General features: G+C 41.6%; 26 protein-coding genes. 5 read left to right on the forward strand and 21 right to left on the reverse strand.

From position 1 onward, the window contains the following. Positions 1–76: 76 nt before the first annotated feature. The 5 genes from LM917_RS21995 to LM917_RS22015 all read right to left on the reverse strand — a co-directional run bounded on the left by LM917_RS21995 (position 77) and on the right by LM917_RS22015 (position 5,009). Positions 77–307 carry a glutaredoxin family protein gene (locus LM917_RS21995; RefSeq protein ID WP_232699858.1) on the reverse strand — a complete coding sequence of 77 codons (231 nt, stop codon included), beginning with the start codon at positions 305–307 and terminating at the stop codon, positions 77–79. A 2-nt stretch (positions 308–309) separates the two neighbouring features. Beyond that, positions 310–1,011 (reverse strand): 5'-methylthioadenosine/adenosylhomocysteine nucleosidase, encoded by a 702-nt coding sequence (locus LM917_RS22000; RefSeq protein WP_232699859.1) that lies wholly within the window; start codon positions 1,009–1,011, stop codon positions 310–312. Positions 1,012–1,036: 25 nt separating this feature from the next. Next, on the reverse strand, positions 1,037–2,056 hold the full coding sequence (gene ccpA, locus LM917_RS22005) for a catabolite control protein A (RefSeq protein ID WP_232699860.1): 1,020 nt from the start codon (positions 2,054–2,056) through the stop codon (positions 1,037–1,039). A gap of 260 nt (positions 2,057–2,316) precedes the next feature. After that, the gene (locus LM917_RS22010) at positions 2,317–3,426 is read right to left on the reverse strand and encodes a YdcF family protein (RefSeq protein ID WP_232699861.1); all 1,110 of its coding nucleotides are present in this window, start codon (positions 3,424–3,426) and stop codon (positions 2,317–2,319) included. Between the two features lie 488 nt (positions 3,427–3,914). After that, positions 3,915–5,009: a bifunctional 3-deoxy-7-phosphoheptulonate synthase/chorismate mutase gene (locus LM917_RS22015; RefSeq protein ID WP_232699862.1), complete on the reverse strand. Its 1,095-nt coding sequence runs from the start codon at positions 5,007–5,009 to the stop codon at positions 3,915–3,917. A gap of 254 nt (positions 5,010–5,263) precedes the next feature. On the opposite strand from LM917_RS22015, the gene LM917_RS22020 reads away from it, so the two are divergent. Then, positions 5,264–7,447 carry a cell division protein FtsA gene (locus tag LM917_RS22020; protein ID WP_232699863.1) on the forward strand — a complete coding sequence of 728 codons (2,184 nt, stop codon included), beginning with the start codon at positions 5,264–5,266 and terminating at the stop codon, positions 7,445–7,447. A 45-nt stretch (positions 7,448–7,492) separates the two neighbouring features. Here LM917_RS22020 and ytxJ read toward each other — a convergent pair whose 3' ends face one another. The 3 genes from ytxJ to LM917_RS22035 all read right to left on the reverse strand — a co-directional run bounded on the left by ytxJ (position 7,493) and on the right by LM917_RS22035 (position 8,705). Then, positions 7,493–7,813, reverse strand: coding sequence for a bacillithiol system redox-active protein YtxJ (ytxJ, locus tag LM917_RS22025; RefSeq protein WP_232699884.1), 321 nt, complete (start codon positions 7,811–7,813; stop codon positions 7,493–7,495). A gap of 92 nt (positions 7,814–7,905) precedes the next feature. Further along, positions 7,906–8,307: a hypothetical protein gene (locus LM917_RS22030; RefSeq protein WP_232699864.1), complete on the reverse strand. Its 402-nt coding sequence runs from the start codon at positions 8,305–8,307 to the stop codon at positions 7,906–7,908. A gap of 161 nt (positions 8,308–8,468) precedes the next feature. Beyond that, a complete protein-coding gene (locus tag LM917_RS22035) occupies positions 8,469–8,705 on the reverse strand; it encodes a hypothetical protein (protein WP_232699865.1) in 237 nt (78 codons plus the stop codon). Between the two features lie 187 nt (positions 8,706–8,892). Here LM917_RS22035 and LM917_RS22040 point away from each other — a divergent pair, with 187 nt between their 5' ends. Then, positions 8,893–10,005, forward strand: a complete 1,113-nt coding sequence (locus LM917_RS22040; protein ID WP_232699866.1) for an aminopeptidase — start codon at positions 8,893–8,895, stop codon at positions 10,003–10,005. A gap of 90 nt (positions 10,006–10,095) precedes the next feature. Here LM917_RS22040 and LM917_RS22045 read toward each other — a convergent pair whose 3' ends face one another. Continuing rightward, entirely contained in the window at positions 10,096–10,629 is a 534-nt protein-coding gene (locus LM917_RS22045) for a PadR family transcriptional regulator (protein ID WP_232699867.1), read from the reverse strand. 364 nt (positions 10,630–10,993) lie between these two features. Between LM917_RS22045 and LM917_RS22050 the strand changes: the two genes are divergently transcribed. Then, positions 10,994–11,710, forward strand: coding sequence for a S1C family serine protease (locus LM917_RS22050; protein ID WP_232699868.1), 717 nt, complete (start codon positions 10,994–10,996; stop codon positions 11,708–11,710). A gap of 129 nt (positions 11,711–11,839) precedes the next feature. Here LM917_RS22050 and ggt read toward each other — a convergent pair whose 3' ends face one another. The 10 genes from ggt to LM917_RS22100 form a co-directional block, all read right to left on the reverse strand. Further along, positions 11,840–13,450 carry a gamma-glutamyltransferase gene (gene ggt, locus LM917_RS22055; RefSeq protein WP_232699869.1) on the reverse strand — a complete coding sequence of 537 codons (1,611 nt, stop codon included), beginning with the start codon at positions 13,448–13,450 and terminating at the stop codon, positions 11,840–11,842. Between the two features lie 39 nt (positions 13,451–13,489). Next, positions 13,490–14,017: a chromate transporter gene (locus LM917_RS22060; RefSeq protein WP_232699870.1), complete on the reverse strand. Its 528-nt coding sequence runs from the start codon at positions 14,015–14,017 to the stop codon at positions 13,490–13,492. Between the two features lies 1 nt (position 14,018). Continuing rightward, entirely contained in the window at positions 14,019–14,609 is a 591-nt protein-coding gene (locus LM917_RS22065; protein ID WP_232699871.1) for a chromate transporter, read from the reverse strand. A gap of 11 nt (positions 14,610–14,620) precedes the next feature. Beyond that, a complete protein-coding gene (locus LM917_RS22070; RefSeq protein WP_309241973.1) occupies positions 14,621–15,604 on the reverse strand; it encodes an ABC transporter ATP-binding protein in 984 nt (327 codons plus the stop codon). Next, entirely contained in the window at positions 15,601–16,569 is a 969-nt protein-coding gene (locus LM917_RS22075) for an ABC transporter ATP-binding protein (RefSeq protein ID WP_232699872.1), read from the reverse strand. Before LM917_RS22075 ends, LM917_RS22070 begins: the two co-directional genes overlap by 4 nt. A gap of 12 nt (positions 16,570–16,581) precedes the next feature. Then, positions 16,582–17,412 (reverse strand): ABC transporter permease, encoded by an 831-nt coding sequence (locus LM917_RS22080; protein WP_232699873.1) that lies wholly within the window; start codon positions 17,410–17,412, stop codon positions 16,582–16,584. Continuing rightward, positions 17,412–18,368: an ABC transporter permease gene (locus LM917_RS22085; RefSeq protein WP_232699874.1), complete on the reverse strand. Its 957-nt coding sequence runs from the start codon at positions 18,366–18,368 to the stop codon at positions 17,412–17,414. Before LM917_RS22085 ends, LM917_RS22080 begins: the two co-directional genes overlap by 1 nt. Before the next feature lie 30 nt (positions 18,369–18,398). After that, positions 18,399–19,955 (reverse strand): ABC transporter substrate-binding protein, encoded by a 1,557-nt coding sequence (locus LM917_RS22090; protein ID WP_232699875.1) that lies wholly within the window; start codon positions 19,953–19,955, stop codon positions 18,399–18,401. A 119-nt stretch (positions 19,956–20,074) separates the two neighbouring features. Then, positions 20,075–20,545 carry an Lrp/AsnC family transcriptional regulator gene (locus tag LM917_RS22095; RefSeq protein WP_232699876.1) on the reverse strand — a complete coding sequence of 157 codons (471 nt, stop codon included), beginning with the start codon at positions 20,543–20,545 and terminating at the stop codon, positions 20,075–20,077. Positions 20,546–20,959: 414 nt separating this feature from the next. Continuing rightward, positions 20,960–21,247 (reverse strand): DUF2325 domain-containing protein, encoded by a 288-nt coding sequence (locus LM917_RS22100; RefSeq protein ID WP_232699877.1) that lies wholly within the window; start codon positions 21,245–21,247, stop codon positions 20,960–20,962. 262 nt (positions 21,248–21,509) lie between these two features. Here LM917_RS22100 and LM917_RS22105 point away from each other — a divergent pair, with 262 nt between their 5' ends. Further along, positions 21,510–22,136 carry an IMEF encapsulin system ferritin-like cargo protein gene (locus LM917_RS22105; RefSeq protein ID WP_232699878.1) on the forward strand — a complete coding sequence of 209 codons (627 nt, stop codon included), beginning with the start codon at positions 21,510–21,512 and terminating at the stop codon, positions 22,134–22,136. Between the two features lie 94 nt (positions 22,137–22,230). Continuing rightward, the gene (locus tag LM917_RS22110; protein WP_232699879.1) at positions 22,231–23,079 is read left to right on the forward strand and encodes a family 1 encapsulin nanocompartment shell protein; all 849 of its coding nucleotides are present in this window, start codon (positions 22,231–22,233) and stop codon (positions 23,077–23,079) included. A gap of 660 nt (positions 23,080–23,739) precedes the next feature. Here LM917_RS22110 and LM917_RS22115 read toward each other — a convergent pair. Continuing rightward, the gene (locus LM917_RS22115) at positions 23,740–24,180 is read right to left on the reverse strand and encodes a hypothetical protein (protein ID WP_255668516.1); all 441 of its coding nucleotides are present in this window, start codon (positions 24,178–24,180) and stop codon (positions 23,740–23,742) included. 238 nt (positions 24,181–24,418) lie between these two features. Continuing rightward, positions 24,419–25,591: a pyridoxal phosphate-dependent aminotransferase gene (locus LM917_RS22120; RefSeq protein WP_232699881.1), complete on the reverse strand. Its 1,173-nt coding sequence runs from the start codon at positions 25,589–25,591 to the stop codon at positions 24,419–24,421. Between the last annotated feature and the right edge of the window lie 740 nt (positions 25,592–26,331).

Here is a 26,331-nt window from a genome sequence, read left to right on the forward strand (position 1 = left end):
GAAAAACAGCGATTAGCTAGTATATCCTTCTAGCTAATCGCTGTTCTTTAGTTCTCGTCAGGTTACTACTGCGATTTTATCCCTTTAACAATTCAAGCAATTCGTCAGGCTGATACCCTTTGATTGCTTTTCCCTCCACGACTGTTACAGGAACACCCATGAACCCAAATTGTTCAACCTCTTCCTGATAAGTACGACTTGTCATCACATCACGCACTTCATAAGGAACTTGCTTTTCATCTAAAAGCTGCTTCACCAGCTCACAGTCCACGCATCCTTTTGTGGAATATACAATGACTTGGCTCATTTCTATTCACCCATCTCATTTAACATATGGTTTATCATTTCATAGGAATTTTTCGAAGCTAGCTTCGTGAACGCAAGAAAATTCACATGTGCGGAACCATCAGCTTTATCAGACATAGAACGCACAATGACGAACGGAACATTATTCATGTCGCACACCTGTGCCACAGCAGAACCCTCCATCTCGGTGCATGCTGCTGCAAAGGTATCATACAGCTTCTGTACCTTGTCGCGATCAGAAATAAACTGATCACCAGATAGGATACGCCCTGAACGAACTAGTACATTTCCCTGCAATTTTTCCCCTGCTTGAAGGGCAAGAGTCTGTAATTCCTCGTCTGCTTCCCAGATCCATTTATCACTGTAAGGAATTTCTCCCTGTTTAAAACCAAGAGAGGTTGCATCGATATCATGCTGGATACAATCGCTAGAAACAACGATATCTCCAATAGACAATTCAGGATGTACGGCACCAGCCACTCCTGTAAAAATAACATGGGTAACAGCAAAATCCTGAAGTAAAATCTGGGTGCAAACCGCAGCATTTACTTTTCCGACACCTGATTTGCATAAAACAACCTGTTGGCCATTCCACTCACCCGGATAATAGGTAATACCAGCCTTCGTGACTGGCTCCTCCTTACGCATGGCTTCCAGATACAAAGCGATCTCTTCGTCCATCGCTCCGATAATGCCGATAATCATAGACTCTCTCCTTATCTTTGCTCTCTTATTCATCTTCCTCATCAAGAAAACTCGTGCTTTCACGGTTTTCAATTCGATGCTGTAAGAGTACGATATGATCTTCTACTTGTTCTTTATTCATGTATTTGGTCAATAGGCGCATGGCTACCGCTCCGATGTCATACATCGGTTGAACAACGGTGGTTAGGCGCGGACGAACCATTTCGGCCAGACGAATATTATCATGACCAATGACCTCAACATCGCCAGGAACGCTCTTACCAGCGTCCTGAACAGCATGGATCGCTCCAATAGCCATTTCATCACTTGCAGCAAAGACTGCTGTAGGAGGATTCTCCAAAGCTAGGAACTGCTTCATTCCATCCAATCCAGAATCATAGCGATATGTACCATTTACGACTAACTCTTCTGCAAATGGAATGTTAGAATCTGCTAACGCCTGTTTGTACCCTTCAAATCGAACAAAGCCCTCCAGTGGATAATTCATCGGGGCAGTAATCATTGCAATCCGCCTATGTCCCCGTTTCACTAATGCCATTGTGGCATCATATGCTGCCTGGAAATGGTCAATTGTAACAGACGGAAGCTTGCTCTCTGGATCACGAGTGGCTGCCAGAACAGTTGGGATTGAAGCAGTAGCGAGCGCCTGCAAATGCTCTTCCTTTACTTCTGCTCCCATAAACAACAGACCATCTACCTGTTTTTCCAATAGCGTGTTAATTAACTGTAGCTCCTTCTCCAATCGATGATCGGAGTTACACAAAATAATGTTGTATTTGTACATTGTGGCAATATCTTCAATCCCACGTGCCAGCTCAGAGAAAAACAAGCTGGATATATCGGGAATAATTACTCCGACAGTCGTCGTTTTTTTACTCGCTAAACCTCTCGCTACAGCATTAGGACGGTATCCCAGACGCTCAATTGCATTCATTACCTTTTTACGAGTTATTGGTTTAACGTTCGGATTGCCATTAACCACTCTGGACACCGTGGCCATAGAAACTCCTGCTTCTCGTGCTACATCATATATTGTTATCGGCATCTCGATTCACCATCTTCCACAAATTTACTTTCATAATTATTTTCACAAATTGATAGCCATATGATACGATAGCTTGCCCAACGTTGCAACCGTTTTCTCTAGCTATTATTTACCTTCTAATTGCATTATAACGCCATTTTGACCGCAATAACACCATATAATCACTATTTTCCGATCGGAAATATTCACCTGACAACAGAAACCGTCTTATCCGTAGAAAACTCCTACAGATAAGACGGTTTCGTTATTCTTACTCTACCTTAGCGTTGCAATCCAGGATAAGCCCAAATTCCAGAGGTTCTCAATAAATCACGGTAAATTACCATTTTTTCTTCGTTAGGAACTTGATGTGCTTCTTCTAACGATTTGTAATCAAGAAATACCATGTTGGTAAATTTACGATCTGCTTCTTTACCCATTAGCTTCGCATAGTGATCGCTCGCTTCCTTGAAAACAGTAAGTCCACGACGCATATGGCTAGCACTGGATACTAATGTCATATCCTTTAGACCTTCACGTTCCATAATAGATATAGAGAAAAGCGCATTTTCAACAGTGTCAGTCGCTTTATTTTCTAAGATGATGCGATTTTTATCCACACCTTTTTCTATTAACCATTTGCTCATTGCATCAGCTTCTGTTACACCATTCTTAGGAACACCGCCAGATACGATGATCGTAGAGTTTGGATACTGTTTAGCTAGAGTAAGACCTGCTTCAAGGCGCCCAATTAAAGGTTCACGCATTGTACCGTCATCAGCTAGTGCATAACCAAGAATAACAATTGCGTGGTCTTTTTGTGGTAACCCTTTTGGTACATCTTTGTTTAAAGTAGTCTTCATGTAAGAATCAGCAGATGCGATTTTCGCTATGTAATCATTAGCCTTTTTCTCATCCAACTTTTTCAGTTTTGCGATTTGACTGTCGTATGTTTTTTGATCTCCATTTGTTTTAGAGTACGCCCCATACAACAGGTTGGCATTGAAGTTATTCGGATCTAGATTAAGAATACCCTTATAGGTTTCTAATGCTTCCGGTACTTTCTTTTGAATGATTTGTGTAGAAGCAAGCGAGAATTTGAGATCATTATCAAACGGATCTAAATGTATTGCTTCAGCAAATGCATTTTCTACGACATCATACTTTCCTTTTAGTGTAATACCTTTGAAAATCTCTGCTTCAGCTTTTTTCAAATCACCGCCATTCCAGTAGTAATACATAGCTGTTTCTTTTAACTTATTAATGCGATAAGACGTTGGCTCGTCATTTTTGATCGAGGTTGTATTCGTATTTGCAAAAGCAGATGTAGTTGTTACCAGGGATAAAGTTAAAATGAAGCTAGCTATCATTTTTTTATTAAGTTTCATCATTATGCTCCTCCGGCTAATATATTTATTACATTAGAAACGTATTGACTTTTTATTGCGTAGCACCTTTTGCGCAGAAGGAGCTTACTTACATATGGTTATCCTAATTAGAATAAAGTCAAAAAAGCATGAGCCAGAAAGGTGGGAAAGACATACTCCTACCTTTTGGCTCATGCCTAGTCGAACTAGTAACACGCCGCATCACCGTTAACTTGTAATCGATAGTAACATAAAATGAAAACGAATACAATATTTAATTTTGTGCTTTGTTTGACTACTCAATTTTCATTTAAAAATTGGCGCAAGGATTTACAACAAGCTAGTAGATTGGTATCCGTTGGCTTAATGCATAAAGAAAAAGTGACATCCAAACTAAAGTCAGTTTGAATGTCACTTTTATCGTCAATCGAGTTATTTGCTCCTTATAAGGAAACCCGTTAAATTATTTTCGCCAGGTCTTATTCAAATCATCCAGATAGACTAGATCCAACTTATTTAACCGCAACTCCTTCAGGCTTGTATAAACCAGATGCATACAGATTGCTTAGCATTTCATTAAAAGCCGGAATGGTAAGCTGTTGTTTCGCATCGGAGAGAGCAACATCTGGATTAGGATGTACTTCTACCATGATTCCGTCAGACCCTACAGCTAGACCAGCTTTTGCTGTTGGAAGCAATAGGTCGCGACGACCAGTGGAGTGTGTTACGTCTACGAAAACTGGTAAATGCGTCTCTTGCTTCAAAATTGGAACAGCTGAAATATCTAGCGTGTTGCGAGTTGCTTTTTCATAGGTACGAATACCACGCTCGCACAGCATAACCTGAGAGTTACCTTCTGACAAGATGTATTCTGCTGCATAAACGAACTCTTCTATTGTGGCAGACAAACCGCGTTTCAACAAAATTGGATGGTTGAGGCGGCCAGCTGCTTTTAATAATTCAAAGTTTTGCATGTTACGTGCTCCGATTTGGATGACGTCAACATACTTGATAGCCATTTCCAAGTCAGATGGTGTAACGATTTCACTGATCGTTACCAGATTAAACTCGTCTCCAATTCGTTTCAAGATTTCCAGTCCTTCTAATCCTAGACCCTGGAAGTCATATGGGGAGGTACGTGGCTTAAATGCTCCACCACGAATGACACGCAAGCCTTGTTCTACATGGTTAGCAGCTACTTCTCTTACTTGCTCGTAGCTTTCAACTGAGCAAGGACCTGCGATTAGAATTTTTTCTGCTCCACCGAATTGTACCCCTTTTATCGTAACAACTGTATCTTCTTCCTGTTTTTTGCGGCTTACCAAAAGTACTTTTTGGCTATCTTCTTTTTGAAGATCCAGAGAAGCACTGAAGATCTGTTTGAACAAGTGGCGGATTGCTGTATCGCTAAATGGACCATTATTGTTTTCCACAATTAGATTCAACATTTTCCCCTCACGTTCAGGGTCAAATCGATTAATTCCCTGCTTTTTCTTCTCTTGGCCTAACTGTTGAACAAGAGTAGCACGTTTGTTAATCAATTCTAATAATTGCAAATTGATTTCGTCCAATTGACTACGGATACTTTCAACTTGATCATGACTCATTCTCTCTCCGCCTCTCTCTTTACACGATAGTATTTCCTGTTTTAGTGTGGATATTCGACAACTTGCTTTAAGTTATTTGTTATTATAGTAGATGAGATACTGTTTTACCAGTAGTTTAGTGCTAAAAAGCGCGAAAGTAATTGTGAATTTTTTCAAAACGCTTACAAAAAGGCTTCTTTTTCCCGATATAAAAGCTGATATATGATAGAGAGATACAATCTTGATCATAGTCACAGGTAAGGAGTGACACTATTTTGAGTATACATAATAATTTGTCCCAACAAGAAATATTATTTGCCCTAGATATCGGTACCAGGAGCGTAGTTGGACTTGTTGCTACTGCTGAAGAAGGCCAGCTACGCGTTCTTGATGTCGTTATTGAAGAGCATACAGAGCGATCCATGCTGGACGGACAAATACACGACATTATTGCTGTAGCTGATGTAATTAGTAAGATCAAGCAAAAACTGGAGCAAAAGCATGGCCCTTTACACAAAGTGGCAGTAGCAGCAGCTGGTCGTTCTCTCAAAACAAAACGAGTCAGCTACGAACTACCTATCAATCACTTGTCAGCATTGACCAAGGATGATTCTCTTACCCTGGAATTTGCCGCTGTACAGAAGGCTCAGAGCCTTCTAGCTCAGGAATTAAATGACACGGACATTACCCGTTACTATTGTGTCGGGTACAGTGTCGTTCACTACTATTTAGATGGTGAAGTGATTGGTAATCTGGTCGATCAGCGAGGGACGACCGCAGCAGTGGACGTTATATCCACGTTTTTGCCTCGAGTTGTTATCGATTCGCTCTTAGCAGCATTGAGACGCTGTGACTTGGATATGCATGCCCTTACTCTAGAGCCCATTGCCGCTATACATGTGCTTATACCATCTACTATGCGTCGTCTTAATATTGCTCTCGTTGATATCGGTGCAGGCACATCCGATATTGCTCTGACCGAAGAAGGAACCATTACAGCCTATGGCATGGTTCCGATAGCTGGCGATGAAATCACGGACGCGCTCATGAATGCGTTCCTACTTGATTTCCATGTCGCAGAAGAAGTAAAAAGACAGCTTCCTAGTCAGGAACAAGTTACTTTCACAGATATTCTGGGGCTAGAGCAAGAGTTAACTGTAAACGAGATCGTACTGGCAATCAATAAAGATATTGAAGAGCTTGCTGTAAAAATTGCTCACCGAATTATTGAATTGAATGGAAAACCGCCACAGGCAGTCATGCTGATTGGTGGTGGAAGCTTAACGCCAACACTGCCAGAAAAAGTAGCCACCCACCTCAAAATCGCAACCAATCGTGTTGCTGTGCGTGGGGCAGATGCGATTAAGTCTGTAACTGGTGAACTGACAGAGCTGAATGGCCCTGCCTTTGTAACCCCCATTGGAATAGCAGCAGCAGCTTTGGCGCAACCAATTCGTTATGTAACGGTAACGATCAATGACAATCAGGTTCGATTGTTTGATTTACGTAAAATGTCTATTGGCGATGCCCTCCTTGCAGCAGGCTGGGATATGAAAAAACTGCACGGCAGACCGGGATTAGCGATGTCTCTAACCGTAAATGGACGCTTGACCATTATTCCTGGCGGACATGGCACATCTCCAAAAATCGTGCTAAACGGCGAACCTGCTGCTCTCGACTCCCAAATCGATAGTGGGGACACTCTATTGGTGAAGGCTGGTAGCAATGGAGAGGATGCAGTAGCTATCGCAAAAGATTTACTTGATCCAACACAAGCCCTGCCTGTAACCATTAACCAAGAAAACTATCGACTGCCACAGCTCGTCTTTCAGAATGGCATCTTGCTCTCACCAGATGAAAGTCTTGCTGACCGAGCTGATTTGGAGGTTCGTCTTCCCTTGACCGTGATAGAAGCAGTACAGAGCAGCTCACACTATTCATTATTGGATGAGATACTTGCAAGCGAACCTTTTTCATTTACAATTAACAATCAAACGTTTACCTGCCCAATTAAAAAGCTGCAAGTCCTTGTGAATGGAAAGGAAGCTGAAATGTACCAGCGCATCTATGCTGAGGACGTGCTAGAATGCCAGATACAGACTCTACCTGCTCCTGTGATTCGCGATGTCATTCCAACTGATGACTGGATCTGTGAAACCGTAAAAGTATATGTAAATGAGCAGCCTGTTCAAATTCAAATAGGGGAATGGAATATCGTACTGGATGGTCAACCTGCTTCCTTAGAGACCACCTTATATGATCAAGCCATTGTTCATATCCATTCTAAAAAAGGGGAGAATCCCATTGTAAGCGATATTTTCCGCTACATAGAGATTCCACCTCAGCCGCAAAAAATTGATGGACGACTCCCCGTTTTCATCATGCAAGTAAACGGGGAAGATGCTTCATTCCAGTCACCACTCATGACTGGTGATCGAATTCAGTTATATTGGGCATAACAAAACAGAGTCCCACACATTAATGGGACTCTGTTTTTCGTTCAATTAATTAGATACTGCTTCTACCAGTGTATCCTTGGTAATTTTCCAATGGGACGTATGCCATTTAACCGCACCGTCTTCAAACAGGAAAATCTGTGGTGATTCATGCTTAATTTGGAACCGTTCAGCAACCTCATTAGATACAGGTCTTGCTTCACGTACCAGTACAATCGCAGTAGCCACATCAGAATCAGCCAAGTACGTCTCTACTTGCTCCAGTGCAGTTGTACTGATCGGACAAATCGTACTATGTTTTAGCAGAAGACGTTTCCCTGGGTGAGCAAGAAATGCATTCAGGTCATCTACTGATTCAAGATTTAGCATGTCAGACATCAATAACAGCCCCCCTCCATCTTTTCGCTTCTCTTCATCATAAAGGAGGTAGCGTTAGAAAGGCAAACCAGGACTGCCCAGTCTTACACTTCCAATTTAATTTGAGTCAGCCTTCGCTTAATCTCGTCTATCCACTTTGCATCGTCAAGTGATTTTGCCAGTAAATAGAGATCAAGTAGCTCATCAATTCGTTCTTCCATTTTTTCAATAACCTGTTCAGAGTCTCCCTGCTCCACAATATTAACAAGCAGATTGGCAAACTCAGAAATTTCGTCGAACAGGATTTCCTGCGCTTCCGGTTTATCTCCTAGCTCTTTCATAAGAAGCTTTACATCGTCTTTAATTACATCAACTACCGATGTGAAGGCACATAATCCATCGTTGCAGACATAGATCGGTACATTAAGAATATGTACTTTTTTGCGGTATACAAGACTCCGCAAGGTAATATCCATCTTTGCACCACATTGACTGCAAAATTTCATTGTATATTACTCCTCTCTCAAACGGCCTTACCTATTCTATGTCTATGACACTCTCTACCATTGTAGGTCTTTATCTTTCATTTTACATGTTATAGTTTTTGTAACTAAATGAAAAAATACCCAAACAAAGACATTCCAGATTTCTTCTTACGTCCTGCTTTTTAGTGATAAACGGCATTAACCTTTTCGCAAGTAGGACAAATAGCAATCTTCCCAGCATGTCCCAATTCGTCCTCAACCCGATAACCGGTAATTTTTTCGGAGGAACAGAATAGACATTCCGAACTGAACTCCATGTCATACTGAGCTTTCCAGGCAATTGATTTAAAATTTTCTCCGACACAAATGGTAATATAAACTTGCTCATTGGCGATTAAAGCATGGGAATCTTTATTCATGTTATAAATCCCTTCCTTTTTGCATTATTACATGCTCGTTACTATCCTTTAGCTTTTCCAGATTTTCTGAATACTAAACCGTTGATAGATAAGTGTTTCACAATAAAAAAATCTTTATTACTTCCTTCGCTTTCCAGTCATTTTTGTGTACAATATGTTCAAGATACCGAAAGTGAGGGAAAGACTGATGAAAGATCCACGTTTAGATCAATTAGCACATAACTTAGTAAATTATTCGATCCGCGCCGAAAAAGGTGAGAATGTCCTTATCCAATCCATCGGGCAACAACCTGATCTGGTAAAAGCATTGGTTCGAAAAGTATATGAAGCAGGTGCCTATCCTTATGTTCAATTGCAAGATCCAAGCATCCAGCGTGAACTATTGATGGAAACCAGCGAAGATCACCTTACTATCATGAGAGAAGCAGAAGTAGCTTTCATGAAAAAAATGGATTGTTACATAGGAATTCGTGGAGGCAATAACATTACGGAACTATCTGACGTTCCAAGTGATAAAATGAGCCTCTATTCTCGTCAATTGCAGCGTCCCGTATTAGATATTCGCGTTCCTGAGACAAAATGGGTCATTCTGCGTTATCCAAATGAATCCATGGCGCAATTGGCTTCTATGAGCACAGAGGCATTTGAAAACTTTTACTTTAATGTATGCAACCTAGACTATAGTAAGATGTCCAAAGCGATGGATTCATTGGTAGCCTTAATGGAGCGCACAGACAAAGTTCGCCTTACTGCTCCAGGAACAGACCTGACCTTCTCCATCAAGGGCATTCCTGCAATCAAGTGTGCGGGACAAAATAACATTCCTGATGGTGAAGTCTTCACTGCACCAGTGAAGACTTCAGTAAATGGTACAATCTCTTACAACACACCATCTCCTTACCAAGGAATGACGTTTGAGAATGTGAAGCTGACCTTTAAGGATGGAAAAATCATTGAGGCTACTTCAAATGATACAGAGCGCATCAACAAGATTTTTGATGAGGATGAAGGTGCTCGCTACGTTGGGGAATTTGCTATCGGGGTTAATCCGTTTATCCAAAGCCCAATGAAAGATATTCTGTTTGATGAGAAAATTGACGGCAGCATTCACTTTACGCCAGGTCAATCTTATGATGAAGCTTTCAACGGAAATAAATCCTCCATCCACTGGGATATGGTTTTGATCCAACGTCCTGAATGGGGTGGCGGCGAAATCTTCTTTGACGACGTATTGATTCGTAAAGACGGCCGGTTCGTAATTCCTGAATTGGAGTGCTTAAATCCAGAAAATCTAAAATAAATTGGATAAGCAAAGAAAATATGAAAAAGCTCGAGGATATGAAAACCTCGAGCTTTTTACATTGAGGAGAGCGGGCGGTTACGTGTTCAACTAGGTATGCACAACTTTTTTACCTTTTTCATTGCTTTGCTTCTTTTTAAAGAACTCAATGGCACTATCCAATTGATGGAGGCTATACTCCCAACACATTTTTTGATAATCGTTAAGGTCTTCCGTGCTTTTCTCATAATTATCTTGTAGATTCATTTTACGCTGTTCCTGATAGGAAATCAGTTGGTGGAAAAAGTCCTTTTGCTCTTCATGGCTTTGTAAATTGGCAAAGAATAGTCGAGTCAGCATATCAGAGCGCAATACCGGATTCTCAATGTCTGACTTCATTTCGGCACGAAAATGCTCTTTACCTTCAGCTGTCAGATAATACATGATTTTATTCGGTTTACCTGTCTGCATAACTTCTTCCTTCGTTACCAATCCTTCTTGTTCCAATTTTTTCAATGCTGGATAAATTGCGCCATAGCTTGCATCATAAAAAAAGCCGATACTAGTGGTGAAGAATTGTTTTATATCATAACCACTCATCTCTCGATAATGAAGTAAGCCTAAAATTATTGATTTAACGTCCATAACATTTCCTCCGGAAGTAGGCTTGTACAAAAAATACAGTGACAATCATTACATTCTTTTGACCTTTTTACAATATTATAAATTGTTTAACCAACTTATAGCAAGAACTTGAAAATAAATGAATCCCTTCTCCCTCTTCTTACGAGATTACTAAGGAAAAACAGACCTGCACAAGCTTCTTAAGACTTATTTCATCTCACTTGTCTAGTAAATGTAGCCTAGTTCAATGTGTTCAATTATTCGTTTCTTCACACAAATAAAATCTTACTGCCGTTTTTTTTCACAAGAAATGGGCGTTCCTGCTTTCCACTCTTTCCATACTATGAGGTATAATCTCATCCGCAGGAAGACAGGAGATGAAAGCGTGAAACCTAGGAATGGGCCCTATTACATGAACTCCAAATATCAACATATAAATAACCTGCACCCCTTCAACTTTTTTGTCCCCTTAGTAGAGCAGGTAAAACATGGTGTGGTTTCTCTCATCTGTGAAGATAAGTCTGGCCCTGCTGACATCGAGGATATCCTCCAACGCTTCTTGGATATGGAACCAATCCAAACGGGGCAAACAGAGAAAAGTTTTGGCTCAGGCTTCATTTTTCATCCCAAGGGTTATATTCTCACCAGTGAACATGTAATAAGTAAATCTTCTATTATTTATGTGAAATTATGGAATGGAAAAGTACATGAAGCCAAACCGATCTTCAGTGATCCACAAAGAGATTATGCGATCATTAAAATCGACCCTGATAGTAAGCTTTACCCGTTACCTCTCGGAAGCTCTAGTGACGCTCGTGTCGGTGAATGGGTTATTAGCGTGGGGAGTCCTCTTGGACTGGAGAATTCTGTTACTGCTGGTATTATTAGCGCCAAGAACAGAAAGATTCAGGTAGCCAGACGACGATACGAAGAGATTTTTCAGACAGATGCAGCTATCAATCCTGGTAACAGCGGTGGACCCTTGATCAATCTTCATGGCGAGGTGATCGGACTGAATGCCTTTATCATTCAAGCAAGCCAAAGCCTCGGATTTGCTATTGGAATCGACAGTATCAAGAAGAATATTTATGAATTACTTTAGTAATTCTCATGCTGTGTGTGGCAAGATACCTGTTCCACGAAAAAGAGAGCTGCTGTTCCTTGAAAAAAAGGAATGGCAACTCTTTTTTCACCTGGCTCTTCATGTTGAATCTCAATGCTCTATGCTGTCTTACCAGACGGCTACAGTACCATCCGTTCTATGATCTGTTCCACCGATTAATACGCCGTCCTCATTGCGTACGATGATCTGGCCTCGTCCGAAGCTGCCAGACCCTACTGCGTACCTTACATCATGTCCTTTTTGCTCAAGAGTAAGCGCTACATGCTCAGGGAAGGAACGCTCCAATTCAAAGACCTTTCCTTCTTTCCACTGCCAGCGTGGGGCATCTAGCGCAGCCTGTGGATTAAGATTAAAGTCAATCATATTCATTACGACCTGCATGTGGCCTTGTGGTTGCATGAAGCCACCCATTACTCCAAATGGACCAACTGCTTTATCATCCTTCGTTAGGAAGCCAGGAATAATCGTATGGTACGTTTGCTTGCCTGCTTCAAGACGGTTATCATGTTCAGGATCAAGTGAGAAATTATGCCCACGATTTTGCATGGCAATCCCTGTGCCAGGGATAACAATTCCTGATCCAAAGCCCATGTAGTTACTTTGAATAAAGGAGACCATGTTCCCCTCTTCATCCGCTGTCGCCAAATAAACGGTACCGCTTCGAGCTGGTTCACCTGGCTCTGGATCAAGAGCTGTATCTGTAATTAATTCACGACGTTTGGCTGCATACTCTTTGGAAAGTAAATCTTCGATGCTCACAGTCATTTTATCGTTTTGTGTGATATAGCGAAGTCCATCTGTGAATGCCAGCTTCATTGCTTCCCAAGACTTATGGTACGTGTCAACTGTATCTTTTTCCTTGAAAGAATAGCCCTCTACGATATTAAGTGCTAACAAGGCTACCAGTCCCTGACCATTTGGTGGGATTTCCCACACATCATAGCCACGATAGTTTGCTTTGATTGGTTCTACCCACTCTGCCTGGTGCAATGCCAAATCTTCCTTTCGCAAAAAGCCACCATGCTTTCTGGAAAAAGCATCAATTTGATCCGCCAGCTCTCCTTCATAGAACGACTTAGCCTTAGTCCGAGCGATAGAGCGCAAGGTAGCCGCATGCCCAGGTAGCTTCCACATGTCACCTGCCTGTGGAGCTTTTCCATTTAAAGTAAACGTGTCGAACCAAGGCTTATACTCTTCACCTGTAAATAGCTTTTTATATTTCTCATGTGCCAGATTCCAGTACTTGGCTAAAATTGGGGAGAGCGGAAATCCATTCTCAGCGTAATCAATGGCAGGCTGTAGAACCTCTGTGAGCGGTAATTTACCAAAACGCTCCGATAATTCAGCCCAAGCAGAAGGAGCACCTGGAACCGTAACAGGCGTCCAGCCATATGTAGGCATCTTTTCATTTCCCTGTGCTTTCACTGCATCAATGGAAATCGCTTGAGGTGCTCGACCACTCGCATTTAATCCATACAATTTATCTTTCACCCAGACGAGGGCAAAAGCATCGCCACCAATACCATTGGAAGTTGGCTCAACTACTGTTAAACAAGCCGCAGTTGCAATAGCGGCATCAATTGCATTGCCACCCTTTTTTAAAATATCCAGTCCTGCCTGCGCGGCTAGGGATTGGGATGTAGCCACCATTCCCTTTTTGCCATACGTAGCCGTGCGCTGTGATGTATACGGATAGGAATGTGCATCAAAATTTATCATCAATGTGTCCCCCATTTTCTCCTCAGTTCTATTATCTACTTACATGATTAGTCCCCCGTATCCCATTGCCAGTAATATGACAAGAGCCGGATGTAATTTTCGTTTTTCCATCAGATAGTAAGAAGCTACTCCCAGGAATAACGTATGCCATAAACCAATTCGCTCATAGGAACCAAGCAAAAACTCTATAGCTAGTGTGCCAAGCAATACTGTTACGATTGGTCTGATTGATTTTGTCATCGCTTTTATTTGAGGTGCATTACGGAACAAATGAAAGATTCCTAGCAAGGCAATCATCGCAATAGCTGTCGGGAGAATGGTAGCAATCAAACCTACGATAGCACCCGGCAAGCCAGCGACCTCATAACCGATGTATCCAGCCAATTTGGTAGAAATCGGGCTAGGCAAAGCATTCCCTAATGCCAGTGTTTCCCCGAATTCTTCTACTGTCATCCATTGAAAATGGTCCACTACCTCGTTTTGGATCAGCGGGATGCTTGGCGGCCCTCCGCCATAACCGAGAATATTCGATATAAAAAAGGCCCAAAAAATCTCTAAATAAATCATGTTACGATGCCCCCTTGCCAATACGCTGCTTCTTCTGTCTGTTGGCATGCCATGTCGAGTAAAAAAAGGCTACCACTAAGGTGATTGCAACGAATAAACCGGGATGTAAGGCAAAAGGAACCAGGGCAATGATAGAAATGACTAGCATCGCGACGAACCCTTGCTTTTGCTTGGTCCCAACGCTATCTTTCCAGCCCTTGGTACAAAACTCATACGTCATAACGACCATCATGACAGCAATGACTGGTTGAATTGCATCAATCATCCCACGAACCGTGCTTGATGTTTTTAGTGTATTAACAAATTGCATTAAAACAACCATCAGTATTAATACAGGAAAAACCATGGCAGAGATAGCAACCGTCGCTCCGAGCCACCCCTTTTGCTTATACCCAATATAAGCAGCCATTTTTGTGGCAATTGGGCCGGGTAACGTGTTTCCAAGTGCATAGTTATCTGCAAACTCTTCATCCGTTACCCATTTGTACCTCTTGACGCATTCCGAGTGGATCAGCGGAACCATAGTTGGTCCGCCACCGTATCCGAATATACCGATTCGGAAAAACGCAAGAAATAATTGCCAATAAACCATGACCTCTCCCCCTATCTCTGATTTATTTCTTCATATAAATGGCAGGAGACCATATGAGCTTCACTAACTTCTCTTAGTTCTGGAGGAGTTGACTTGCATAACTCCGTTGCAAATCGACAACGCGGATGGAATGTACATCCACTAGGTGGGTTTGCTGGACTTGGCAGATCACCATGCAGCAAGATCCGTTCCTTTTTTTGTGCCTTATTCGCCTGTGGTATAGCAGATAACAGAGCTTGTGTATAAGGATGACTAGGGTTTGCAAACAATGATTTCTTATCGGCAATCTCAACCACACGTCCCAGATACATAACAGCTACCCGATCGCATAAATGTTTGACAACAGACAGGTCATGAGAAATAAAAATCATGGTCAGTTGAAACTCTTTCTTAAGGTCTTTCATCAGGTTAAGAATCTGCGATTGAATGGATACATCCAGCGCGGATACAGGTTCATCAGCGATAATGACCTTGGGATTTACCACAAGAGCACGAGCTATACTAATCCGTTGACGCTGTCCACCAGAAAAATCATGAGGATGGCGATCTAAATGCTCCGGTCGCAAACCAACTACCTGAATGATCTCCTCGATGCGCTTCTTACGTTCCTCTTTGCTGCCGATCCCATGTACAACAAGTGATTCCATCAAGGTCTGTTTAATGGTCTTCCTGGGATTAAGCGAAGCAAACGGATCTTGGAAAATCATTTGGATATCCTTGCGCATCCGTCGCATTTCTTCCTTTGATAGCTTCGCTAGATCCTTTCCGTTAAATAGCACTTCTCCCTCTGTTGGTTCAGATAATCGCAGAATCGTACGACCTGTCGTAGATTTACCACAGCCAGATTCGCCTACGATTCCAAGAGTCTCTCCAGGATAGACGTTGAAGTGAATACCATCCACCGCTTTTACATGCCCTACCGTTTTGTTAAGTATCCCTGCATGAATAGGGAAATATTTTTTCAAATTCTTGATTGTAAGCAATGGTTGCATCACTCTGACACCTCCTGGTACAGCCAGCAACGGCATTTTTGGTTGGATAATTCTAAGAGAGGCGGTTGCTTCTGCTCACAAATTGGCATTACCTTGGAACAGCGTGGTGCAAATCGGCAACCTGTTGGCATTTGGTGAGCCAATGGTACTGCACCCGGAATCGTATCCAGATATTCTTTTTCCGTACCAAGTTCCGGGATGGACTCCATCAGACCAACCGTATATGGATGCTTAGGTTCACTAAACAAAGTCTCAACATCCGTCTCTTCCACTACTTGCCCAGCGTACATAACAATGACACGATCACACATTTCGGAAACTACGCCCAAATCATGGGTGATCAACATGATAGAAGTACCCGTTTGCTCTTTAACATCCTGCATTAAATCGAGAATTTGCGCTTGAATGGTTACATCCAGAGCAGTCGTTGGCTCATCGGCAATAATCAGCTTTGGATCACAGGCCATTGCCATCGCGATCATGACACGCTGTCTCATTCCCCCTGAAAGTTGATGGGGATACTCATTATATATCTCTTCTGCTCGGGGCATTCCTACAGCTTTTAACATTTGAATGGCACGTTGTTTTGCTTCCGCTTTGCTTACTTTTAAATGCAGCAACACAGCTTCGCCAATCTGTTTTCCTACGGGATGCAATGGATTCAAGGAAGTCATCGGCTCCTGAAAAATCATCGCTATCTCGTTACCCCGAATTTTTTGCATCTCTTTTTCAGAGACCTGCAACAAGTTTTTGTCATGGAAGCGGATTTCCCCTTCCGATTTACCATTTTGGGCTAACAATCCCATGATAGAGAGGCTCGTTACGCTTTTTCCACAACCGGATTCACCTACGACTCCAAGCGTCTCTCCTTGTTTAATTACGAAATCAACGCCATCTACCACCGCTACTTTTCCATAATCAGTGCTAAAGGTGGTTACCAGGTTTCGTACATCCAAGATGACCGACATCACGCTTCCCCCCTATTTGCGCGTTCTCGGGTTTAGATATTGTTGGAGGCCATCTCCTAAAAGGTTAAACCCAAGTACGACCACGAAAATTGCTAAACCTGGATAATATGTTGCATATGGTGCTACGCTTAATAATGACTGTGCCTGATTTAACATGCTTCCCCAGGAAGGTGTTGGCGGCTGAACGCCAAGACCCAGATAAGATAGAGATGCTTCTGCCAAAATACCAGATGCCATAGCCAGCGTAGCCTGAATAATGATTGGACTTAATGCATTCGGTAAAATATGGCCAAAGATAATCCGACTATCTTTCATTCCTACGGACTTCGCTGCATGAATATACTCCATATTTCGAAGTGACAATACTTGTCCTCGTGTAATACGGATAAACGCAGGTGCAAAACCAATCCCGATTGCCAGCATGGCGTTACCAAAACCAGCTCCTAGTACAGCCGAGATTGCCAGTGCTAGAATTAAAAACGGAAAGGCTTGCATAGCATCTACGACACGCATGACAACCCATTCATCCCAAAATCCTCGATAATACCCTGTAAAGAGTCCAATCGGTACCCCGATTATCATCGCGATCCCTACTGAGACAATCGCTGCTTTAATTGAGATTTGGGCACCATACACCACGCGAGAAAAAATATCACGTCCAAGGTCATCTGTACCAAACCAATGTTCAGAATTAGGCTCTAATAAAATACTGTTATAATCTTGTACATTTGGGTCATATGGAGCGATTACACTAGCAAAAGTAGCACACAGGATTAAACCTAAAATGATAATCGCACCAACGACTCCCATGCCGGAACGCATGAACAATTTCCAGTTCTTCATTAGCCCTCAGCCCCCTTGCCTGCTTTGATACGAGGGTCAATTACCGCATATAGCAAGTCAACCAACAAGTTAACAACAACAACCAATACGGCAGATACCAAAATTGCACCTTGCACGGTTACATAATCACGTTTAAATACAGACTCTACAATGAGTCGTCCAAAGCCCGGAATGGAGAAAATGGACTCCGTAATAACAAGTCCGCCCAATAATCCTGCGATCATTAAGCCAGAAGTAGTAACAACAGGAATTAAAGCATTACGTAGAGCATGACCCAGAACCATTCTTACTTCATTTAAACCTTTTGCTTTAGCAGTACGGACGAAATCCATATGTACAACCTCGACCAGTGACGAACGAAGCATGCGCATCAGCATTGCAGACTCACGTAAACCAGTTACCATACAAGGCAAGAGCATCGCCATGAGATTTGCTTTTGGATCCTCCGAGAATGGAACATATCCCGAGGATGGCAGCCATTGATTTTCAACGGAGAAATAAATAATAGCCATTAAGGCTAACCAAAAGTTCGGAATACTCATCCCACCAAGGGCAGTAAACGAAGCAGTGTAATCAATCCAGGTATTCCGGCGAACAGCCGCTAATATCCCGGTTGGAATCGCAATAATTAATGCAAAGATAAATGTCCCTATCGTCAACTCAATCGTGGCCGGCAATCGTTGCAAAATCAGATCGGCTACCGGTACCCGATCTGTGATGGACATCCCCAGATCTCCTTGAACCACATTTCCTAACCAAGTAAAATATTGCGTAACGATCGGCTTGTCCAGTCCCAACTCGGCTCGTAGTGCTTCATACGCTTCAGGCGTTGCTTCCTGACCCAGAATGACCCGGGCAGGATCACCCGGAATCATATGGATCAAGGAAAACGTCATGATGGAAACCAAGATTAGGATCGGGATCGTGAGCAATAGACGTTTTACTACAAACATCATGTCAGATCTCTCCCCCCAATAAAGTAGTTATTATTCTTTGTCCAGATTGGCTGTACGAATGATGCCATCTGGAACATACGTAAAGCCTTTTACCTTTTTCGATACACCGAATCTGTCATAGTTATGAAAGATATAGGTATAAGGCACTTCATCATGAAGAATTTCCATTACCTGATCATATAGTGCTTTACGTTTTGTATTGTCTTGTTCAGAACGAGCTTCATTGATCAAACGGTCTACTTCCGGATTTGAATAACGAGATTTGTTATTTGGTGCTCCCGTTACATTGAAGTCATAAATGTTTTGATCAGGGTCAACGCGTCCAGACCAGCCTAATTGCATAGCTTGGTAGGTACCTTTTTCTGAATTATCTAGCATTGTTCCGTATTCAACTTTTTCCAATTTCATGTCAATGTTGTGCTCTTTCAGCATGTTTTGAAGTACCGCACCAAATTGTTCGTTAGCAGGTGAAGTAGAGATTTGCATTGTGAAAGAGAAACCGTCTGGTTTTCCACCTTTTGCTAATAAATCTTTAATGACTGCTGCATCTGGTTTTTCTGATTTATCCGAATCTCCATAAACCAGGTGGCCTGGTGAGAATGGGGAGTTGGCTGGTGAGCTGTATCCATCAAATAAAACTTTTACAACAGTTTCGCGATCGATAGCGCGGTCAAAAGCTTGACGCAAATACTTGTTATCGAAAGGTGCTGTACTCATATTCAAGTGAATACCCTGATAGCCATAGTTGGCAGCAGATATCACCTCAAAGTTAGGATCTTTTTCAAGTCCTGGGATTTCTTTTACAGGAACTTCATCAAGAATATCTAATGCACCAGAACGAAGATTTTGTACACCAGCACTTTGGTTGGTAAATACTTTGAAGTTAACCTCGTTCAGCTTCACTTCTCCATTCCAGTAGTTCTCATTCTTTTTCAAAGTAACATGGTCACCCTTCACTTGCTCTACGAAGGTGAATGGGCCTGTCCCAACTGGACTATTGCGGAAATCATCCCCTGCTTTTTTCGCAGCCTCAGGAGAAACCATCATTCCTGAACGGTCAGTAAGTGTAGAGATAAGTGGCGTAAATGGTTTTTCCAGTACGAGTTCAACAGTTGCAGGATCTACTGCTTTAACATCCGTAATAAACTTCAATTCACCCTTACGTTTTGAGCCTTCACCTCTATAACGGTCCAGATTGAATTTAACAGCCTCTGCATCTAATTTAGTTCCGTCATGGAACGTTACGCCTTCTTTTATTTTCAACGTGTATTTCAAACCGTCTGGTGAAACTTCATAAGAAGTAGCCAACATAGGGACAATTTCACCCTTCTCGTTAACATCAAACAGCTTGTCATATAAACTATTTTGGACGTAACGATCATATAACGACGTGGATTGTGCAGGATCAAGGCTCGGCGGATCTGCTTTTATGCCGATATTTAATACTTTATTAGATGAGTTGGCAGCTTTTGCTCCACCATCTTTGGAAGGTGCCGCAGTATCTCCTCCACCTCCACAGCCACTTAAAAGCAATGCACCGCTAAGTAAAAGGGCTGACGCTGTTTTTAAAAATTTGCTTGATAGCATTTTTCTCTCCTCATTTCCTCTTTTTTCTTTTTAATTAAATATTTTGTCTATTTGATGTAACAGAAAATTCCACAGGTTTCTGAATGGAATTTTCTTTATTGATAACAAAAGAATACTCCCTATCGAATAAATTTCAATTTTGACTTAAGTACTTTTAACTCAATGATAACGTTGGTCTTGGTAATTCCATCAATCTTGTTTAGACGATTAACTAAAAAATTCGAAAGTTCATGATAATCCCTGGTAAACACCTGAATCAACAATTGATAATCTCCAGAAGTCAGGATGACCAGACGAATTTCATGAATGTCATTCATCACTTCAATGACGTTCTCAAGCATATGGTTTTCAACCGCCACCTGGATCATGGTTTGAACAAGAATTCCTGCTTTGATAGGATTAACGATCCCTACCAAACTTAAAATCCCTTCTTCTTGCATCTGTTGCACTCGAATCCGGATGGTCTTTTCCGTGACGCCTATTTCTTTTGCAATTTGAGTAAAAGGAAGTCGTGCATTTTCTTGTAGCCTTGTTACAATTTGATAATCCAGATCATCCAATTCCGAATACAGATATCTTTGTGTATTCATTTTTAACTTCCTTCCTCAATATCACCTGATTTCGTCTTAAGACCTCAATTTTGTTCCTAATATAAGTATTTTTTTCGGTATTTTAAGACGATTTAATTTTTACTTATAATAGTCCATAAGTAGTTTATAATCAATATATTTTTTTATTTTTTCGTTAATTTTTCTTAATTAGATATAATTTTTTTAGCAGTATAGGTAAATAAAAGCTGTAGCTACAAAGTGAAAGCGTTATCATTAAATTGGTTATAATAAAGAGACCGTTCACCAGTTGAATCCGGCTAAACGGTCTCTTATGTTACATTATGGATATAATTCAACTTCCCATCATTTATCTAACTAATCTCGAAGTTATGTACTTGTTCCAGGAGGGTAAGAAGTAATAGAATTCCTATTTTTTCCTTGATTACTATATTTTTAAGCACTTATTTCTTGTGATTGGAGTACTTGAGATACTGCTGAACATGAACGTTTGCAAAAACAGATCGGTACTTGTTGATCTTTAGCTTGCGATTTAATTTTTTTCGCCAAATTATGATTCACAAAATCGGTCAATACCAATATCATTTTCACATCACACGGAATTTTTATTGCAGTTGCTGAATTTTTCCTACCCGTGACGTGATGTACCTTTTTAAAGCCCACTTCTTCTAACAGGGAAAGAATATTTCCCAAGCGGTCTCCTCCAATAACCAGAATGGACATGCCATTCGCCTCCTTTTTTAGTTATTGCATTTTGTATGTCGTAAAAGCACAATTATTTTTGTCTGATTTTTTAATTGAGAATAAGTATCATTCTTATTGATAAATATTATCACTAGGCTTTGTGATTTGCAATACACTTTGTTGTTTTTTTCTATTATTAGGATGAATTTTCTATTCTGGTAGTGTTTTATTGATTGGAACGTTTACCCAACTGTATAATGAAATTAACTTTTCTATTCTGAAAAAGGAGGTGGAGTGATCCATGCAGGAAATGAAACAACTCCACGCTATCTTTACTCGAACAGAGGCAGGTATCAAGAGTTTTCGCAACATGATACAACCACTGATCGATCATGCGGTTGATGAGCACACCAAGCTGTATTATCACCATATCTCTGAAGAGGAAGAACAGCGATTGGAAAGGCTGGAGGATTTAATTCCCCGTTTACAAAAATTACATTCTGTTGATTACCTGGAACAGGTTAGCGATCGTGAGCTCTCGCATCTGCTCTCTGACTTGCATCTGGAGCGATTTGGTCTTCATAATTTCCGCGAGCATCTTGAACTCGCCCTTTACGAATTCAAAGCAGATACCGAGCGTCAACAGCTTAATGAAATGAGGGAGCATACCCAGCAAGATTATTTGCATATGAAAGAAATTATGGCGAAATTAAGTGAAAAATTCTCTGATGCTATACCTATTAAAGGGAATTTGCATGATCATGACCACGGTCACGATATCCATCAGGTCGATCATTTTCATGCTTCATCTACATCATCCGCTTCTGTAGGTAATTCCAGTTCACAGCAAAACACTTCAGCTACTACCTTCCCTTCCAATGAGAAAAAAGGCTTAACTGTTGGCAGTTTGCGTCATCTTTCCAGCTAATATTGGCGGATGTTTTTCATGCGTATCAGGAGGTAAAGCCCAGAAGCTAATACTTTCTAATACAGTAAATAAGACGAAACGAACGGAGGTTACTATGGATAAAACAAAGAAGTTTCCTGATTCTCCACTTTCAAAAGATGAGTGGGGACAACTCGATGAAACCATTGTAGAAATGGCGCGTCGCCAATTGGTAGGACGCCGCTTTATCGATATTTATGGACCATTAGGAGAAGGAATTCAGACTATTACTAATGATATTTATGATGAGTCTCGTTTTGGAAACCTGAGCTTGCGTGGGGAATCCTTGGAATTGAGTAAGCCTAGCAAACGAGTTAGTTTGACTATTCCCATTTTGTATAAGGATTTTATGCTTTATTGGCGAGATCGAGCACAAGCACGTACGTTAGGTATGCCGATTGATTTAAGTGCAGCAGCTAATGCAGCAGCTGGTTGTGCATTAATGGAAGATGATTTGATTTTTAATGGTGCTGAGGAATTTGATTTGCCAGGGCTCATGAATGTGAAGGGGCGTCTGACTCATATCAAGAGTGACTGGATGGAATCAGGAAATGCTTTCGGAGATGTTGTGGAAGCCCGCAATAAGCTATTGAAAATGGGTCACAGTGGTCCTTATGCATTGATCGTTTCTCCTGAGTTATATTCTCTCTTGCATCGTGTTCATAAAGGGACGAACGTGCTGGAGATTGATCATATTCGAAATCTGGTAACAGAAGGCGTGTTCCAATCGCCAGTTATTAAAGGATCCTCTGGCGTCTTGGTAGCAACGGGCCGCCATAATCTTGACCTAGCGATTGCCGAAGATTTCGACTCTGCTTTCCTTGGCGATGAACAAATGAACAGTGTATTACGTGTATATGAATGCATAGTGCTGCGAGTTAAGCGTCCAAGTGCAATTTGCACACTTGAGAGCATGGAAGAATAGTTGTATTACAGGTAATTATGGCGTGTGGAAGGAGTACGAATGGTACTTCTCTACACGCTTTTTTGTCTTAATCCTACTTTAGTGGAGAAAACCAGCTTCTCTTTTCACCCTTCACTAAGAGTCTTCGCCCCGCTGAGGGTTAGACCGTTCGCTCCGCATTCATCATCAGGAAAGCTCAAAACGATGTCTTCACTGTAAGACTTGCTGGGTTTCGCTTTTTAATCCCGATGAAGAGTGCTACGCTTGGTCGGGCTTCGCCAAGTCGCTCTGTGTGAAAAGAGAATCTGGTTTTTCATGTTGTTGGATTTGTTAGTGTTTTTCCACCGCAACTGTTTGCAGAAGAAGCACATTTTTTGTCTAGAACTATTTAAGGTCCTACTTAGCTACTAGGTAAAGAGTGCGGATTAAAAAGTGCAACCTGTGAGATACTGCGTAGCATTCTCCTCCTTTTGCACTTTCCGCACTTTTTGCCCAGTAGCGGACAGTCATAGCTCCCTTGCGGGACCTTAACGAGTTCGTAGACAAAAAATGCGCTTCTTCTGCAAGACCACTACAGTAATCAAATAATCCCACAACGTTTATCATTGCAAAAGAAAAACTCTTCTTATGTCCAAGACAGGGCATAAAAAGAGTTTATTATTGTCTTCATTCGATTTTCTATTAGGCAATACGTACAAGTTTCTTCTGTTCTTCTGGTAACAGAAATGGCAAGCTTACATGTTCCATAGCAAGCTCTAGTCCAATATCAAAGACTAAGCGCTCTGCTTCTTCCTGAAATGGAATGGTACAGCTTCCTTTATTTAAATCACAAAGCAGCTTTAGATGCTTCAATCTCTCAGCAACCTTCTGCTCTCGCATGATTTCGTTACTAAGATCCCCCACGTTTACATGTCTGGCATCCACAATCATGCTGATGTCTTGTATATGTACAATCAGCCTTTTTCCTTCTTTGGTTACAAACCCTATGGAGCAAAACTGGGCATCTGACATTTCCAGACGAGTAATGACAGCTTGATGGTACTCTTCTCCTGAACGTAGCTTGATTACATCCGCTTCAACAGCTCCACCTAGTTTTCGCTCATTGGAAACCACCGTATGCATGTCTGTATACCCGTTAATCTGATATCTCGTCACTGGCTATTGCCCTCCTTTGCTGTCATAATAAAGCGTTTAATTTAATCATTAATGATATTCATTATCATAAGACTAGAGTTATCATATAATGAAAATCATTCTTAGTCAATGGTTAGAATATTTGTTGTATAAGTCTTACTGATACAGTTACAAAAAAGGGAGCAGAATGCGGCAACTTCCCACATTTTGCTCCCTCTTTTATTCTCTATGAAAACAGTTTTAACTGTTCCATTCTCATCACAGCTTCTCGCAAACGGTCTTCCGTATTTAACAAGCCAATACGTACATATCCTTCTCCATGCTCCCCAAATCCAATACCTGGCGCTACCATTACATGTGCTTTAGTAAGGAGTAAGTCAGCTAACTCTACTGAACCATAACCCGCTGGAACTGGTAGCCAAGCGAAGAATGACCCTTGAGAAGGTGTGCATTTCCAACCAATTTGGTGCAAGGCATCGAAGAGAGCATCTCTTCTTCCCTGATAGGTTTGGACTAATTGGGATACACACTCTTGGGAGCCCGTTAGCGCCCTTGCTGCTGCCATCTGCACAGCTCCAAACAAACTGACAAAATAATGGTCTTGTAGCGTGTTGATGAGACGCACGACATCACGATTTCCTACCATTGCGCCCACGCGCCAGCCCGCCATATTATAGGTTTTGGATAAGGTATAAAACTCTACTCCCACTTCCTTGGCTCCTGGAACCTGCATGAAACTAACTGGCTTTTTACCATCAAAACTAATTCCCCCATAAGCAAAATCCGAGCATACCACAATCTCATTCTTTTTCGCGAATTTCATTGTCTCCTCATAAAATTCCATAGGAGCATTTACTGCTGTTGGATTATTAGGGTAATTAACGAACATCAGTTTTGCTTTTTGGATATCTTCGTCTTTCAACTTACCATAATCAGGTAAGAATCCATTTTCCGCCAAAAGTGGCATAGGTACCATTCTAGCACCTGTAATGGCTACGCCTGACCAATAATCGGGATAGCCTGGGTCCGGTACCAACGCAACATCACCTGGATTGAGCAGAACTTGACAGATTTCCACCAATCCGGTCTTACTCCCCATCAGAATAGCTACCTCCTCTTCCGGGTCTAGATCTACATCAAATTCTTGTTTATACCAATGTGCGATCGCCTGCTTTAATTCAATCCTTCCCTGGAACGGTGGATATTTATGATGAAGGGGGTCTGCTGCTTGTTTGCACAACTCCTCTACAATATGTGGGGGGGTGGGCAAATCTGGATTTCCCTGTCCTAAATTAATGACATCATGCCCTTCTGCAATCACTTTGTTTACTTTGGCGACCATGGTGGAGAAAAACTGTGTCGGCAGCTGTTCCATCATGGATGCTGGTTGAATACGCATGGTGTTCCCTACTTTCATTAATTATCTGACTAGACTGACATATATGACAAAGATATTTCTTGCTAGGATTTTTAAAGATTGACTTAATCCTACTTCAGTAGAGAAAACCAGCTTCTCTTTTCACCCTTCGCTAAAAGTCTTCGCCCTGCAAGGGGTTAGACTGTCCGCTCCGCACTATTCATCGGGGAAGCTCAAAACGATGTATTCACTGTAAGACTTGCTGGGGTTCGCTTCTTTCTCCCGATGAATAGCGCTCCGCTGAGATGGGCTTCGCCAAGACGCTCCGTGTGAAAAGAGAAGCTGATGTTTCATGCCTTTGGTTTTGATTTTAGCTTTTTTAATCGTCTACAGCCCTTGGCAGAAGAAGCACATTTTTTGTCCAAAACCTTTAAGGTCCTACTTAGCTACACAGCAAAGAGTGCGTGCGGATCAAAAAGTACCCATGAAACACTGCGTAGTATCACATCTTTTTGCACTTTCCGCACTCTTTACTGTGTAGCGGACAGTATTCGCTCTCGCTGGACCTTAGCGAGTTTGCAGATTAGAAAACTTGGCTTTGCCAAGCCTCTGGCGCAGGTAAAGCCTTAGTTGCACTTATGCAGATAGGAATTTTTATAAATTCCTATCTGTCAAAAAATGTGCTTCTTCTGCTAGCTCACTATGGAAAAGACCCCCTTCTCCCCAAAAGGGAGAAAGGAGTCATAAATACGTGTTAAAACATTGATTTTATAGTAGTGACT

It is taken from the genome of Brevibacillus daliensis (assembly GCF_021245735.1).
Taxonomy (GTDB): domain Bacteria; phylum Bacillota; class Bacilli; order Brevibacillales; family Brevibacillaceae; genus Brevibacillus_B; species Brevibacillus_B daliensis.

Coding starts and splice junctions, on each gene's coding strand:
- LM917_RS22100 (WP_232699877.1), bottom strand. CDS start 21,247: ATGTCCATTCTGGTTATTGGAGGAGACCGCTTGGGAAATATTCTTTCC.
- LM917_RS22110 (WP_232699879.1), top strand. CDS start 22,231: ATGGATAAAACAAAGAAGTTTCCTGATTCTCCACTTTCAAAAGATGAG.
- LM917_RS22105 (WP_232699878.1), top strand. CDS start 21,510: ATGCAGGAAATGAAACAACTCCACGCTATCTTTACTCGAACAGAGGCA.
- ccpA (WP_232699860.1), bottom strand. CDS start 2,056: ATGCCGATAACAATATATGATGTAGCACGAGAAGCAGGAGTTTCTATG.
- LM917_RS21995 (WP_232699858.1), bottom strand. CDS start 307: ATGAGCCAAGTCATTGTATATTCCACAAAAGGATGCGTGGACTGTGAG.
- LM917_RS22040 (WP_232699866.1), top strand. CDS start 8,893: ATGAAAGATCCACGTTTAGATCAATTAGCACATAACTTAGTAAATTAT.
- LM917_RS22085 (WP_232699874.1), bottom strand. CDS start 18,368: ATGATGTTTGTAGTAAAACGTCTATTGCTCACGATCCCGATCCTAATC.
- LM917_RS22080 (WP_232699873.1), bottom strand. CDS start 17,412: ATGAAGAACTGGAAATTGTTCATGCGTTCCGGCATGGGAGTCGTTGGT.
- LM917_RS22075 (WP_232699872.1), bottom strand. CDS start 16,569: ATGTCGGTCATCTTGGATGTACGAAACCTGGTAACCACCTTTAGCACT.
- LM917_RS22065 (WP_232699871.1), bottom strand. CDS start 14,609: ATGGTTTATTGGCAATTATTTCTTGCGTTTTTCCGAATCGGTATATTC.
- LM917_RS22090 (WP_232699875.1), bottom strand. CDS start 19,955: ATGCTATCAAGCAAATTTTTAAAAACAGCGTCAGCCCTTTTACTTAGC.
- LM917_RS22015 (WP_232699862.1), bottom strand. CDS start 5,009: ATGAGTCATGATCAAGTTGAAAGTATCCGTAGTCAATTGGACGAAATC.
- LM917_RS22030 (WP_232699864.1), bottom strand. CDS start 8,307: ATGAAATTTTGCAGTCAATGTGGTGCAAAGATGGATATTACCTTGCGG.
- LM917_RS22035 (WP_232699865.1), bottom strand. CDS start 8,705: ATGAATAAAGATTCCCATGCTTTAATCGCCAATGAGCAAGTTTATATT.
- LM917_RS22045 (WP_232699867.1), bottom strand. CDS start 10,629: ATGGACGTTAAATCAATAATTTTAGGCTTACTTCATTATCGAGAGATG.
- LM917_RS22095 (WP_232699876.1), bottom strand. CDS start 20,545: ATGAATACACAAAGATATCTGTATTCGGAATTGGATGATCTGGATTAT.
- LM917_RS22000 (WP_232699859.1), bottom strand. CDS start 1,011: ATGATTATCGGCATTATCGGAGCGATGGACGAAGAGATCGCTTTGTAT.
- ggt (WP_232699869.1), bottom strand. CDS start 13,450: ATGATAAATTTTGATGCACATTCCTATCCGTATACATCACAGCGCACG.
- LM917_RS22010 (WP_232699861.1), bottom strand. CDS start 3,426: ATGATGAAACTTAATAAAAAAATGATAGCTAGCTTCATTTTAACTTTA.
- LM917_RS22060 (WP_232699870.1), bottom strand. CDS start 14,017: ATGATTTATTTAGAGATTTTTTGGGCCTTTTTTATATCGAATATTCTC.
- LM917_RS22120 (WP_232699881.1), bottom strand. CDS start 25,591: ATGCGTATTCAACCAGCATCCATGATGGAACAGCTGCCGACACAGTTT.
- ytxJ (WP_232699884.1), bottom strand. CDS start 7,813: ATGCTAAATCTTGAATCAGTAGATGACCTGAATGCATTTCTTGCTCAC.
- LM917_RS22115 (WP_255668516.1), bottom strand. CDS start 24,180: ATGCATACGGTGGTTTCCAATGAGCGAAAACTAGGTGGAGCTGTTGAA.